The organism is Citrobacter sp. TBCP-5362 (assembly GCF_005406305.1).
Lineage (GTDB): Bacteria > Pseudomonadota > Gammaproteobacteria > Enterobacterales > Enterobacteriaceae > Citrobacter_B > Citrobacter_B koseri.
On record NZ_CP040234.1, the window covers coordinates 1,176,546 to 1,190,084 of the forward strand.

Here is a 13,539-nt window from a genome sequence, read left to right on the forward strand (position 1 = left end):
GGTTTGGTTAATCACGAGCGTCGTGTCGTATTTTTTGATTTGGACGGTACGTTGCACCAGCAGGATATGTTTGGCAGTTTCCTGCGTTATCTGTTGCGTCGCCAGCCGCTGAATGCGTTGCTCGTGCTGCCGTTATTGCCGGTTATTGGGATTGGCTTGTTGATTAAAGGTCGGGCGGCGCGTTGGCCGATGAGCCTGCTGTTATGGGGTTGTACCTTCGGTCACAGTGAAGCGCGGCTCAAGGCGCATCAGGCGGATTTCGTTCGCTGGTTTCGCGATAACGTCACGGCGTTTCCGGTTGTTCAGGAGCGCCTGACGACCTATCTGTTAAGCTCTGACGCTGATATCTGGCTGATTACCGGCTCTCCGCAATCGCTGGTGGAACAGGTCTATTTCGATACGCTCTGGCTGCCGCGCGTGAACCTGATCGCCAGCCAGATGCGGCGTGGCTACGGCGGCTGGCTGCTGACTATGCGCTGTCTGGGGCACGAGAAGGTTGCCCAACTGGAACGCCAGATTGGTGCGCCGTTACGTCTGTACAGCGGCTACAGCGACAGTAAGCAGGATAACCCGCTTCTCTATTTTTGCCAGCATCGCTGGCGCGTCACGCCGCGAGGGGAGCTCCAGCAACTCGAATAGAGTTAACGATAGCGCCCATGTATAATGCGCCCGCTTTTATTACCGGAGTGTCTCCTTTGTCTGATGTTGAATTTAGCCACGAATACTGGATGCGTCATGCGTTGACGCTGGCAAAACGCGCCTGGGATGAGCGTGAAGTGCCGGTTGGCGCGGTATTGGTGCATAACAATCGCGTCATTGGCGAAGGCTGGAACCGTCCGATAGGTCATCATGATCCCACTGCGCACGCTGAAATCATGGCGCTACGTCAGGGCGGGCTGGTGCTTCAGAACTACCGTTTGCTGGATACCACGCTTTACGTGACGCTGGAGCCGTGCGTGATGTGCGCGGGAGCAATGGTACACAGCCGTATTGGTCGGGTGGTATTTGGCGCTCGCGACGCGAAAACCGGCGCGGCAGGGTCGCTGATGGACGTATTGCATCATCCGGGCATGAACCACCGCGTAGAGATCACCGAAGGTGTGTTACGCGATGAGTGCGCAGCGCTGCTCAGTGATTTCTTCCGCATGCGTCGCCAGGAGATCAAAGCGCTAAAAAATCTTCGCAAGAATCGTTGTAGGGCGGCCACGCGAAAGCGTCCAGCCCTGTGAGATTAGTTTTCGTCTTTCTTCTTCAGTGAAAACGGCAAAGAAGGAGAGTGTGACAGGTAGTTCGATGACGGCTGCGATAAGAAAGAAGAGAAAGGAAATGTCTCCGTGTCAAACTCGGTCGGAGACACTGCCGGGTAATCCTGCGCCAGCTTTATCGCTTCTGCCGTCTGCTTCTCTTTTTCTTGCAGATAGCCGACCAGGCTAATCTGATACTTCCGAATATTTTCCACATAAGCGTAGGCTTCATGCCCGCGCGCATAGCCGTACGTCAGCTTGCTGTAATATTGTTTCTGGCTGAGCAGCGGCAGCCGTTGTTTTACATCGGCCCAGCTATCCGGGTTGCCCCTGGTCTTGACCGTCAACGCACGGGCGTCAAGCATATGCGCATAGCCCATGTTATAGGCGGCGAGCGCAAACCAGATACGCTCCTCTTCCGGCACGGTTTCAGGCACTTTGCCCATCATATCCTGGATATAACGCACACCGCCGCTGATGCTCTGTTCCGCATCGGTACGGTCCGTCAGCCCCAGACTTTGCGCGGTGTTTTTGGTGAGCATCATCAGACCGCGAACGCCCGTCGGGGAGGTGGCCAGCGGGTCCCAGTGTGACTCCTGATAGGAAATTGCGGCCAGCAGGCGCCAGTCTATCTCCTGCGCGTATTTTTCAAACAACGGCTGGAGATCGGGCAGTACGCCGTCCACGGCCCGCAGGAAGGTGCGGGTATCGACATAATCAAAATCGTCGCCGTGCCCCAGATACTTCTCTTCCATACGCGCCAGTGAGCCGTCTTCATTAATAGCGTTGAAGAAATCGAGCAGCGCAGCGGAAAGCGTGTTGTCATCGTCCAGTTGGCTAAACCAGGTGACAGGCTGCTCATCGGTGACATCCAGCGCGACGGCCAGTTCAGGATGTACGCGCTGGAACAGGCTGATCGCGACAGAATCGGCAATGGTATAGTCCAGATTGCCGCTGATGACTTCGCTGAGCAGCGCCGCCGTCCCTTTTTTGTCATCGACTTTCCAGCTCAGATCGGGAAATTTTGTCTCTTTCAGCGCCTGCAAGTCATTCACCACGACATGCCCAGGCGCGATAGAGAGCTGGCTTTCATTCACCGTGGCCAGCGTGCGAGGCCGGTATTGTCCTACCCGGTAAACCAGCTGTTGCGAAACGGAATAGTAGGTCGGGCCGGGTTGATAGTTCTTCACGCGCTCGCTGTTGTAAACCAGTCCTGCCGCCAGCAGATCGGCGTTGCCGTTATCTAAATCGTCAAATAGCTGGCTGATATTCTGGCGTACGGTAATTTTCAGCTTTACGCCAAGATAGCTGGCGAACTGCTGTGCCAGTTCGTAATCCAGACCGTATTTTTTTCCGTTAATGCGGGCATAGGTCAGCGGCGACTCTATTGTTGAGACGCGTAACTCTCCCCGCGATTGGATCGCGGCGATACGATTGTCGGCTTTGCCGAACCAGGGGATTGATGGCCAGAGGGCCGCTGCCAGCAGCAGAGTCAATATGCCGATGAACAGATAATTAATCTTTAATTTTTTCAATTAGTTAATTCTCTGAATCGTGCGTAATCTCAGCCTGCTAATGTCATTTTGGTGGGTTAAAATCATCATGAATGTGCGGCATTTTGCGCAACAATGCGCCAGTTGGCAACTAATTAGAATGATTGGCCGCACCGTATGATAAGAAAAGGAGGCGATTTTATTTCGACGCAAACGGTTTCGTCGGGGCGTCAGATTCTTTATAATGTCGCCCGTTTCCCCCCTTGCGCACACTTAAAGCGCCTCAGGCGCTTCGAAGACGAGAGACTTATGATGGAAATTCTGCGTGGTTCGCCTGCACTGTCTGCATTCCGTATTAACAAACTGCTGGCGCGTTTTCAGGCGGCCAATCTTCAGGTCCACAATATTTACGCTGAGTATGTCCATTTTGCTGACCTGAGCGCCCCCTTAAACGAGGATGAGCACGCGCAACTTGCACGTTTGCTGAAATATGGGCCGAGCTTAAGCAGCCATACCCCTGAAGGAAAGCTGCTGCTGGTCACGCCGCGTCCTGGCACCATCTCCCCCTGGTCTTCCAAAGCGACTGATATCGCCCATAACTGCGGTCTGCAACAGGTAAGCCGCCTGGAGCGCGGCGTTGCATACTACGTTGAAGCCGCTACGCTCACGGCTGAACAGTGGCAGACGATTGCCGCTGAACTGCACGACCGGATGATGGAGACCGTGTTCTCTTCTTTATCTGATGCGGAAAAACTGTTTGTTCATCACCAGCCTGCGCCGGTTGCCAGTGTGGATCTGCTGGGTGAAGGGCGTCAGGCGCTGACTGACGCCAACCTGCGTCTGGGTCTGGCGCTGGCGGATGACGAAATTGATTACCTGCAAGACGCCTTCACGAAGCTGGGGCGCAATCCGAACGATATCGAACTGTATATGTTCGCGCAGGCAAACTCCGAACACTGTCGCCATAAGATTTTTAACGCTGACTGGGTTATCGACGGGAAACCGCAGCCGAAGTCGCTGTTTAAGATGATCAAAAACACCTTTGAAACCACGCCGGATCATGTGTTGTCTGCCTATAAAGATAACGCGGCGGTGATGGAAGGTTCTGACGTGGGACGCTACTTCGCTGACCACGAGAGCGGTCGCTATGACTTCCATCAGGAGCCTGCGCATATCCTGATGAAGGTGGAAACCCATAACCACCCGACGGCGATCTCGCCGTGGCCGGGCGCGGCGACTGGTTCCGGTGGTGAGATTCGTGATGAAGGCGCAACCGGACGCGGCGCGAAGCCAAAAGCGGGTCTGGTGGGCTTCTCCGTGTCTAACCTGCGTATTCCGGGCTTTGAGCAGCCGTGGGAAGAAGATTTTGGTAAACCAGAGCGTATCGTTACCGCGCTGGACATTATGACCGAAGGCCCGCTGGGCGGCGCGGCGTTTAATAATGAATTTGGTCGCCCGGCGTTGAACGGGTACTTCCGTACTTACGAAGAAAAAGTAAACAGCCACAACGGCGAAGAGCTGCGCGGCTACCACAAGCCGATCATGCTGGCGGGCGGGATCGGCAACATCCGCGCCGATCACGTACAGAAAGGCGAGATCGTCGTTGGCGCGAAGCTGATCGTGCTCGGTGGGCCGGCGATGAACATTGGTCTGGGGGGCGGGGCGGCGTCCTCTATGGCTTCTGGTCAGTCGGATGCGGATCTCGATTTTGCCTCCGTACAGCGTGATAACCCGGAAATGGAACGTCGCTGCCAGGAAGTGATCGACCGCTGCTGGCAGTTAGGCGATGCTAACCCGATCCTGTTTATTCACGACGTCGGGGCAGGCGGTCTCTCCAACGCGATGCCGGAGCTGGTGAGCGACGGCGGGCGCGGCGGTAAATTTGAGCTGCGCGATATCCTCAGCGATGAGCCGGGTATGAGCCCGCTGGAAATCTGGTGTAACGAGTCTCAGGAGCGTTATGTGCTGGCTGTGGCCGCCGACCAGTTGCCGCTGTTTGATGAGTTGTGCAAGCGTGAGCGTGCGCCGTATGCGGTGATCGGTGAGGCCACCGAAGAACAGCATCTGTCCCTGAACGACCGTCATTTCGATAATCAACCGATCGATCTGCCGCTGGACGTGCTGCTGGGTAAAACGCCGAAAATGACCCGCGACGTGCAGACGCTGACAGCGAAAGGCGATGCGCTGGATCGTGCTGATATCACGATTGCTGATGCGGTTAAACGGGTTCTGCATCTGCCGACCGTGGCGGAGAAAACATTCCTGGTGACCATCGGCGACCGTACCGTGACCGGTATGGTGGCGCGCGATCAGATGGTCGGCCCGTGGCAGGTGCCGGTGGCGAACTGCGCGGTGACCACCGCCAGCCTCGACAGCTACTACGGTGAAGCGATGTCTATCGGTGAACGTGCGCCGGTAGCGCTGCTGGACTTTGCCGCTTCCGCCCGTCTGGCCGTTGGCGAAGCGCTGACGAACATCGCCGCGACCCAGATTGGCGATATCAAACGCATCAAGCTGTCCGCAAACTGGATGGCGGCGGCCGGTCATCCGGGTGAAGATGCCGGTCTGTATGACGCGGTGAAAGCGGTAGGCGAAGAACTCTGCCCGCAGCTTGGCCTGACGATCCCGGTGGGCAAAGACTCTATGTCGATGAAAACCCGCTGGCAGGAAGGCAACGAGCAACGCGAAATGACCTCGCCGCTGTCGCTGGTGATTTCCGCGTTTGCCCGCGTGGAAGATGTGCGTCATACCATCACGCCGCAGCTCTCGACCGAAGATAACGCGCTGCTGCTGATCGATTTGGGTCAGGGGCATAACGCGCTGGGCGCAACGGCGCTGGCGCAGGTGTATCGTCAACTGGGCGACAAACCGGCAGACGTGCGCGATGTGGCGCAGTTGAAAGGCTTCTACGATGCGATTCAGGCGCTGGTGGCGCAGCGTAAACTGCTGGCGTATCACGATCGTTCCGACGGCGGCCTGCTGGTCACGCTTGCCGAGATGGCCTTTACCGGTCACTGCGGCATCCAGGTCGATATCGCAACATCTGGCGACGATCGTCTGGCGGCGCTGTTTAACGAAGAGCTGGGCGCAGTGATTCAGGTGCGGGCGGCCGATCGCGAAGCGGTCGAGGCGCTGCTGGCGAAGCACGGTCTGAGTGACTGCGTACACTATTTAGGTCAGGCCGTTTCCGGCGACCGTTTTGTGATTGAATCCAACGGGCAGGTCGTCTTCAGCGAAAGCCGCACCACGCTTCGTACCTGGTGGGCGGAAACGACCTGGCAGATGCAGCGCCTGCGCGACAACCCGGAATGTGCCGATCAGGAACATGACGCAAAAACCAACGATGCCGACCCGGGTCTGAACGTGAAATTGTCGTTCGATATCAATGAAGATATCGCCGCGCCGTATATTGCTACCGGCGCGCGTCCGAAGGTTGCCGTACTGCGCGAACAGGGTGTGAACTCCCACGTTGAGATGGCGGCGGCGTTCCATCGCGCGGGCTTTGACGCGATTGATGTGCATATGAGCGATCTGCTGGCTGGCCGTATTGGACTGGGTAATTTCCAGGCACTGGTTGCCTGTGGCGGTTTCTCTTACGGTGACGTGCTGGGCGCGGGTGAAGGCTGGGCGAAATCGATTCTGTTCAACAATCGCGTACGCGACGAGTTCGAAACGTTCTTCCACCGCCCGCAGACGCTGGCGCTTGGCGTATGTAACGGTTGCCAGATGATGTCTAACCTGCGTGAACTGATTCCGGGGAGCGAGCTGTGGCCGCGTTTTGTGCGTAACCATTCTGACCGTTTTGAAGCGCGTTTCAGCCTGGTGGAAGTGACCCAAAGCCCGTCTCTGCTGTTGCAGGGAATGGTTGGCTCACAGATGCCTGTCGCGGTGTCCCACGGTGAAGGGCGCGTTGAAGTGCGTGACGATGCGCATCTGGCAGGGCTGGAAAGCAAAGGTCTGGTTGCGCTGCGTTATGTCGATAACTTCGGTAAGGTTACGGAAAACTACCCGGCCAACCCGAACGGATCGCCAAACGGCATCACCGCCGTTACCACGGAGAACGGTCGCGCCACCATTATGATGCCGCACCCGGAGCGCGTCTTCCGCACCGTCAGCAACTCCTGGCACCCGGAAAACTGGGGCGAAGACAGCCCGTGGATGCGTATTTTCCGCAATGCGCGTAAGCAGTTAGGTTAATCCGCACGTAAATGGCCCGATAAGCAAAGCGCTATCGGGCCTGGACATACGCGTAGGCCGGATAAGGCGAAGCCGCCATCCGGCAAGGAAGCTTCCGTGAAGGGCGTGTATTTATCCGTTAAACGGAGAACCTTTTTATTCTGGTAAATTTTTCCGTTCACTTTATGTCCCGCATTTCTCTGAAGACTCAGTACCCGTGAACGTGCAAGGGAGGCTCACCGCCGCCTCCCTTGCAACCCTGGCTCTCCGGCAAGGAAAATCGCCGCTGCGCGGTTTATTCGCCTTATTCCGTCTGCCTTTCGGGTCGGGGTCGAGCCTGCGTCCCGGCAGGCCGTCCCCTCCGCCCGCGTCCCTGCGGGCGGACCCGGTCAGCCGTCAACGTCTCATCGATTTTCAGCCGGAACAGGGGCATTGCTGTAATGCCCTGATTTTCAGTTGCACCGGTTTTGCTGTTAAAAAAACAAACCGCAGAAATGGTCAGGTGTGGGCAGATCCGGCTGAAAATTGCCGACGTGTTTCCGTAAGGCCGGAGGAACCCGCATGGATGCGGGTTCAGGGCGCGCTTTGCAGGGATGCTACCTCGCGCCCGCCCCGGTAGCCTGGAGGAATAAGCGGAGGGTATTGCGAAAAGCAACAATTTTCCTGCCGGGAGCGGGGATTGTTAAGGGGGCAGCGATAGCCCCCTTAACGCGTTCACGGGTGATGAAGCGCCAGAGAAATGCGGGACATAAAGTGAACGGCATAATACTCTGGGATACTATGTTCTCTCTTCAGAATAATTCCGCTCACTGGATGGCAATATTTTTTGCCCTGCCATCAACCATAAAGGTGTCGGGAAATGCCGACATCAGCAGATTGTTTGTGTCGCCAAAAGGAGACATTTAACTCATTGATTTACAAAGATGGCGTAAGGTTTGTTTTTAGATGTCTCTGAATGGCGACACCTTGCTGAAATTTTGTTCGTTTTGTAACGGTGATGATTTCTCTATAAAACTAAATAAAATCATAATGTTAATTATTTGTTTTTAAAATTGGCACACTTACTGCATAATAGTAACCAGTGGCTCATTCACCTTCTTATGTCAGCCCCTTCGGGAAGCGCTACATAAACTTCGAATGACGCACAACAAGGTGCCTGCCGTCCAACTTCTGATAATAGCGTCGCTTTATCAACCACCGGGCGAAACGTCGAGTTAGGCACCGCCTTATTCCATAACAAAGCCGGGTTAATCCCGGCTTTGTTGTATCTGATGTTCCCCTCGGTTAGCATCCTTGTATCCTTATCCGATGAGAGTAACGCCTTGAAGCGCTGGTCTGTTTTCCCCCGGTCCTTGCGACAACTGGTTATGCTGGCATTTCTGCTGATTCTGTTGCCTTTGTTGGTACTGGCCTGGCAGGCCTGGCAAAGTCTCAACGCGCTCAGCGCCCAGGCGGCGCAGACTAACCGCACCACGCTGATAGATGCCCGGCGTAGCGAAGCGATGACCAACGTGGCGCTGGAGATGGAGCGCAGCTACCGGCAATATTGCGTGCTCGACGACCGTACGCTGGCGAAGGTGTATCAGAGCCAGCGAAAACGCTACAGCGAAATGCTGGACGCACATGCGGGAGTATTGCCGGACGCTAAACTTTACCAGGCGCTACGCGATGATCTGAACGGTCTTGCACAATTACAGTGTAAAAATAGCGGCCCTGACGCTACCGCCGCCGCGCGGCTGGAGGCTTTTGCTAACGCCAATACGGAAATGGTGCAGGCAACGCGCACGGTGGTGTTCTCGCGCGGGCAGCAGTTACAGCAGGAAATCGCAGAGCGCGGACAATTCTTTGGCTGGCAGGCGCTGGTGCTGTTTCTGGTCAGTCTGGCGATGGTACTGCTTTTTACAAGGATGATCATTGGGCCGGTGAAAGGGATAGAACGGATGATTAACCGGCTGGGAGAAGGGCGCTCTCTGGGGAATACCGTGTCGTTTACCGGGCCGCGCGAGCTGCGTTCGGTGGGGCAGCGCATTATCTGGTTGAGTGAACGTCTGTCCTGGCTGGAATCCCAACGGCATCAGTTTTTACGTCACCTGTCGCATGAGCTGAAAACGCCGCTGGCCAGTATGCGCGAAGGGACAGAGCTGCTGGCCGATCAGGTCGTGGGGCCATTGACGCCGGAGCAAAAAGAGGTCGTCGGCATTCTGGACGATAGCAGCCGCAACTTACAGAAGTTGATTGAGCAACTGCTTGATTACAACAGGAAACTGGCGGACAGCGCGATTGAGATGGAAACCGTGGAGCTTGAACCGCTGGTGGATATGGTGGTTTCCGCTCACAGTTTGCCTGCGCGCGCTAAAATGATGCATACCGAGGTCAGGCTGGCTATCGACAGCTGTCTGGCCGAGCCGATGCTATTAATGAGCGTGCTGGACAATCTTTATTCCAATGCGGTGCACTATGGCGCTGAATCCGGTAACATTTGTATTCGCAGCAATGTATATGGTTCAAAGGCGCACATTGATGTGATCAATACGGGCACGCCGATCCCGGAAGCGGAAAGGGCCATGATTTTTGAACCCTTTTTCCAGGGAAGCCATCAGCGTAAAGGTGCGGTGAAGGGGAGCGGATTAGGGTTAAGTATCGCCAGGGACTGCATCCGTCGTATGCAGGGGGAACTGTATCTGGTCGATGAGAATGCGCAAGAAGTTTGCTTTCGTATAGAACTGCCGCTATCTGCATCGAAAAACCACTAAAAATGAAGCTAAGCCTGGTGAGTATGCCACACGTTTTTGTTCGAGTTCTGAAGCGATTATTTCCCCGAAGAGGATGGTTAGCGAGTGTGCCTTGCCTGGTGCTGATGGGGTGCGCGCCACATGCCGCGAAGCATGTCGTAAATGATGCGTCGCAGGAAAAAATTCCACCGTATCAGCTGGCGGATTATCTCTCTACCGACTGTTCGGATATCTGGTTACTCAAAGGGCCATCGACGGATAACAATCCGCTTTACTGGCAGCGGGCAATTGATTGTGCCGATCGCCTGTTGCCTGTTCAGTCACGCAATGAAGCGCGGGCGCTGGAAGATGGCAGCTGGCAGAACACGTTCAAACGCGGGATTCTGCTGGCGGATGCTAAAATTACGCCCCTTGAACGGCGCGATATGGTCACTCGCCTCGATGCGCTAAGCGCGCAAATTCCCGCTCAGGTGCGCCCGCTCTATCAGCTCTGGCGCGACGGTCAGGCGCTACAGTTACAGCTTGCCGAAGAGCGCCAGCGTTACAGTAAACTCCAGCAAGCGTCGGATAGCGAGCTTGATACGTTGCGTCAGCAGCATCAGCACTTACAGGCGCAGCTCGATCTCACGACGCGCAAGCTGGAGAATCTGACTGATATTGAGCGTCAGCTCTCCACGCGCAAACCCGCAGGCAACTACAATCCTGACGCGACACACGGAAATGACAAACCCGCAGCGCCTGACGACGGCGCATCTTCCACACTGCCACAAGATGAGGTAACGCCATGATAAGCCGCAAACCGGCACATCTGCTGTTCGTGGACGATGACCCGGGGCTGTTGAAACTGCTTGGGATGCGCCTGACCAGCGAAGGCTACAGCGTCGTGACGGCGGAAAGCGGTCAGGAAGGGCTGCGCGTACTGAATCGCGAGAAAGTGGATCTGGTCATTAGCGATCTGCGGATGGATGAAATGGATGGCATGCAGCTGTTCACGGAAATCCAGAAAGTCCAGCCTGGCATGCCCGTCATCATTTTGACCGCACACGGCTCTATTCCTGATGCGGTGGCGGCGACGCAAAAAGGCGTGTTTAGCTTTCTGACCAAACCGGTCGATAAAGATGCGCTGTATCAGGCCATTGATGACGCGCTTGAACAGTCGGCGCCGGCAATGGACGACAGCTGGCGCGAATCAATCGTTACGCGCAGTCCGTTGATGATACGCCTGCTGGAACAGGCGCGGATGGTGGCGCAATCGGATGTCAGCGTGCTGATTAACGGGCAAAGCGGCACCGGGAAAGAGATTTTCGCGCAGGCTATCCATAACGCCAGCCCGCGCAGCAGTAAACCTTTCATCGCCATTAACTGCGGCGCGCTGCCGGAACAGCTACTGGAGTCCGAACTGTTTGGCCACGCGCGCGGGGCGTTTACCGGCGCGGTCAGCAATCGCGAAGGGTTATTTCAGGCGGCGGAAGGCGGCACGCTGTTTCTTGACGAAATCGGCGATATGCCCGCGCCGTTACAGGTTAAGCTGCTGCGCGTTCTGCAAGAGCGCAAAGTCAGACCGCTTGGCAGCAATCGCGATATCGATATTGATGTGCGCATTATCTCCGCAACGCACCGCGATCTGCCTAAGGCGATGGCGCGGGGTGAATTTCGCGAAGACTTATATTACCGTCTGAACGTGGTGAGTCTGAAGATCCCGACGCTGGCGGAGCGTACGGAAGATATTCCGCTGCTGGCGAATCATCTTCTGCGCCAGTCAGCAGAGCGGCATAAACCGTTTGTGCGGGCGTTTTCAACGGATGCGATGAAGCGTCTGATGACCGCAAGCTGGCCGGGAAACGTGCGTCAGTTGGTGAACGTTATTGAGCAGTGCGTGGCGTTAACTTCCTCGCCGGTCATCAGCGACGCGCTGGTAGAGCAGGCGCTGGAAGGCGAAAATACGGCGCTGCCGACGTTTGTTGAGGCGCGTAATCAGTTTGAGCTTAACTACTTGCGTAAACTGCTGCAAATCACCAAAGGGAATGTCACCCATGCGGCGAGAATGGCAGGGCGTAACCGGACGGAATTTTATAAGCTGCTCTCGCGCCATGAGTTGGATGCAAACGATTTCAAAGAGTAGTTTTCATGCCGTAAAGTAGCGTGAATTATGTTACGTTTATCAGATTAAAAGACAGGCGACCTTTTCAAGGAATAGCATGAAAAAGATTGATGCGATTATTAAACCCTTCAAGCTGGACGACGTCCGTGAAGCGCTGGCTGAGGTAGGCATTACCGGTATGACGGTTACCGAAGTGAAAGGCTTTGGGCGTCAGAAAGGTCATACCGAGCTGTACCGTGGCGCGGAATATATGGTGGATTTTCTGCCGAAGGTGAAAATTGAAATCGTGGTGACCGACGATATTGTGGATACCTGCGTTGACACCATTATTCGTACCGCGCAGACGGGGAAAATCGGTGACGGTAAAATTTTCGTCTTTGACGTTGCGCGCGTGATTCGTATTCGTACCGGCGAAGAAGACGACGCGGCAATTTAAACCGCGTCGTGCTTGCCGGATGGCGGTGTAAACACTTTATCCGGCCTACAAAATCCCGTAGGCCTGATAAGCGTAGCGCCATCAGGCATGACTTAATTACAGCACTTTATGTGGGCCGAAGCATTCGTAATGAATGTTTTCGCTTTTCACGCCCAGCCCTGTCAGCTGCTTCGCAGCAAACTGCATAAAGCCGACCGGACCGCACAGATAAAACTGCATTGCCGGATCGCTGATCGCACTTTCCAGTTTATTTAAATCCATCAGACCTGTGCTGTCGAACGCGCCATTCGCACGATCGGCTTCTGTCGGTTCGCGATACCAGGTATGTGCGGTAAAGCGCGGCAGGGTTTTACCCAGCTCGCTCACTTCATCTGCGAACGCATGCACGTCGCCGTTTTCCGCCGCGTGGAACCAGTTCACCTGCGCGGTGTGGTTGGCTTTGGTCAGCGTATCCAGCATAGCCAGCATCGGAGTCTGGCCTACGCCTGCGGAAATCAGAGAAACAGGCGTGTCCGTTGCGACATCCATGAAGAAATCACCAGCCGGAGCGGCTAAGTGGACGATATCGCCGACGCTTGCGTGGTTGTGCAGCCAGCTGGAAACCTGACCGCCATCTTCACGCTTAACTGCGATGCGATAACCTTTACCATCCGGCTTGCGGGTCAGGGAATACTGACGGATCTCCTGATGCGGGAAGCCTTCCGGTTTCAGCCAGACCCCCAGGTATTGACCCGGATGATATTCTGCGACCGGGCCGCCATCGACCGGTTCAAATTCAAAGCTGGTAATCAGGGCGCTGCGCGGCGTTTTCGCGACGATGCGGAACGGACGAGTGCCTTCCCAGCCGCCATTCTTGCTGGCGTTTTCGCTGTAGATTTGCGCTTCGCGATTGATAAAGACATTGGCCAGAACGCCATACGCTTTACCCCAGGCATCCAGCACTTCCTGGCCTGGGCTGAACATTTCGTCCAGCGTTGCCAGCAGGTGGCCGCCAACGATGTTGTACTGTTCTGGTTTGATCTGGAAACTGGTGTGCTTCTGGGCGATTTTTTCTACCGCAGGCAGCAGCGCAGGCAGGTTTTCGATATTGCTGGCATAGGCCGCGATGGCGTTAAACAGCGCTTCACGTTGATCGCCATTTCGCTGGTTACTCATGTTAAAAATTTCTTTGAGTTCAGGGTTGTGGGTAAACATGCGATCGTAGAAATGGGCGGTCAGTTTTGGACCGGTTTCAACCAGCAGGGGAATGGTGGCTTTTACTGTGGCGATGGTTTGAGCGTCAAGCATACTGTCTTCCTTTATCTGAGACTTTAATGATGTATGTCAAATACATCTTATAAAAAATAACCCTGTATTG

General features: G+C 55.3%; 9 protein-coding genes. 7 read left to right on the plus strand and 2 right to left on the minus strand.

Translation table 11 applies throughout. The features are described from left to right. Positions 1–3 precede the first annotated feature (3 nt). Positions 4–639 carry a phosphatidylglycerophosphatase C gene (gene yfhb / locus FD428_RS05755; protein ID WP_012131221.1) on the plus strand — a complete coding sequence of 212 codons (636 nt, stop codon included), beginning with the start codon at positions 4–6 and terminating at the stop codon, positions 637–639. Between the two features lie 17 nt (positions 640–656). Continuing rightward, complete coding sequence (gene tadA / locus FD428_RS05760) at positions 657–1,229, plus strand: tRNA adenosine(34) deaminase TadA (RefSeq protein WP_114848592.1); 573 nt, start codon at positions 657–659, stop codon at positions 1,227–1,229. Positions 1,230–1,231: 2 nt separating this feature from the next. Here tadA and mltF read toward each other — a convergent pair whose 3' ends face one another. Beyond that, positions 1,232–2,779 (minus strand): membrane-bound lytic murein transglycosylase MltF, encoded by a 1,548-nt coding sequence (gene mltF, locus FD428_RS05765; protein ID WP_104868333.1) that lies wholly within the window; start codon positions 2,777–2,779, stop codon positions 1,232–1,234. A 267-nt stretch (positions 2,780–3,046) separates the two neighbouring features. Between mltF and purL the strand changes: the two genes are divergently transcribed. The 5 genes from purL (at position 3,047) to glnB (ending at position 12,182) form a co-directional block, all read left to right on the plus strand. After that, complete coding sequence (gene purL, locus FD428_RS05775; protein WP_112001754.1) at positions 3,047–6,934, plus strand: phosphoribosylformylglycinamidine synthase; 3,888 nt, start codon at positions 3,047–3,049, stop codon at positions 6,932–6,934. A gap of 1,301 nt (positions 6,935–8,235) precedes the next feature. After that, positions 8,236–9,666 carry a two component system sensor histidine kinase QseE/GlrK gene (gene qseE, locus FD428_RS05785; RefSeq protein WP_047461964.1) on the plus strand — a complete coding sequence of 477 codons (1,431 nt, stop codon included), beginning with the start codon at positions 8,236–8,238 and terminating at the stop codon, positions 9,664–9,666. A 23-nt stretch (positions 9,667–9,689) separates the two neighbouring features. Beyond that, on the plus strand, positions 9,690–10,433 hold the full coding sequence (qseG, locus tag FD428_RS05790) for a two-component system QseEF-associated lipoprotein QseG (protein WP_048902375.1): 744 nt from the start codon (positions 9,690–9,692) through the stop codon (positions 10,431–10,433). After that, positions 10,433–11,767 carry a two-component system response regulator GlrR gene (gene glrR / locus FD428_RS05795; protein WP_305764158.1) on the plus strand — a complete coding sequence of 445 codons (1,335 nt, stop codon included), beginning with the start codon at positions 10,433–10,435 and terminating at the stop codon, positions 11,765–11,767. Before qseG ends, glrR begins: the two co-directional genes overlap by 1 nt. A 76-nt stretch (positions 11,768–11,843) precedes the next feature. After that, complete coding sequence (gene glnB, locus FD428_RS05800; protein ID WP_002914032.1) at positions 11,844–12,182, plus strand: nitrogen regulatory protein P-II; 339 nt, start codon at positions 11,844–11,846, stop codon at positions 12,180–12,182. A 96-nt stretch (positions 12,183–12,278) separates the two neighbouring features. Here glnB and hmpA read toward each other — a convergent pair whose 3' ends face one another. Further along, positions 12,279–13,469, minus strand: coding sequence for an NO-inducible flavohemoprotein (gene hmpA, locus FD428_RS05805; RefSeq protein ID WP_012131231.1), 1,191 nt, complete (start codon positions 13,467–13,469; stop codon positions 12,279–12,281). Positions 13,470–13,539: the final 70 nt, after the last annotated feature.

Coding starts and splice junctions, on each gene's coding strand:
- tadA (WP_114848592.1), top strand. CDS start 657: ATGTATAATGCGCCCGCTTTTATTACCGGAGTGTCTCCTTTGTCTGAT.
- purL (WP_112001754.1), top strand. CDS start 3,047: ATGATGGAAATTCTGCGTGGTTCGCCTGCACTGTCTGCATTCCGTATT.
- qseG (WP_048902375.1), top strand. CDS start 9,690: ATGCCACACGTTTTTGTTCGAGTTCTGAAGCGATTATTTCCCCGAAGA.
- glnB (WP_002914032.1), top strand. CDS start 11,844: ATGAAAAAGATTGATGCGATTATTAAACCCTTCAAGCTGGACGACGTC.
- hmpA (WP_012131231.1), bottom strand. CDS start 13,469: ATGCTTGACGCTCAAACCATCGCCACAGTAAAAGCCACCATTCCCCTG.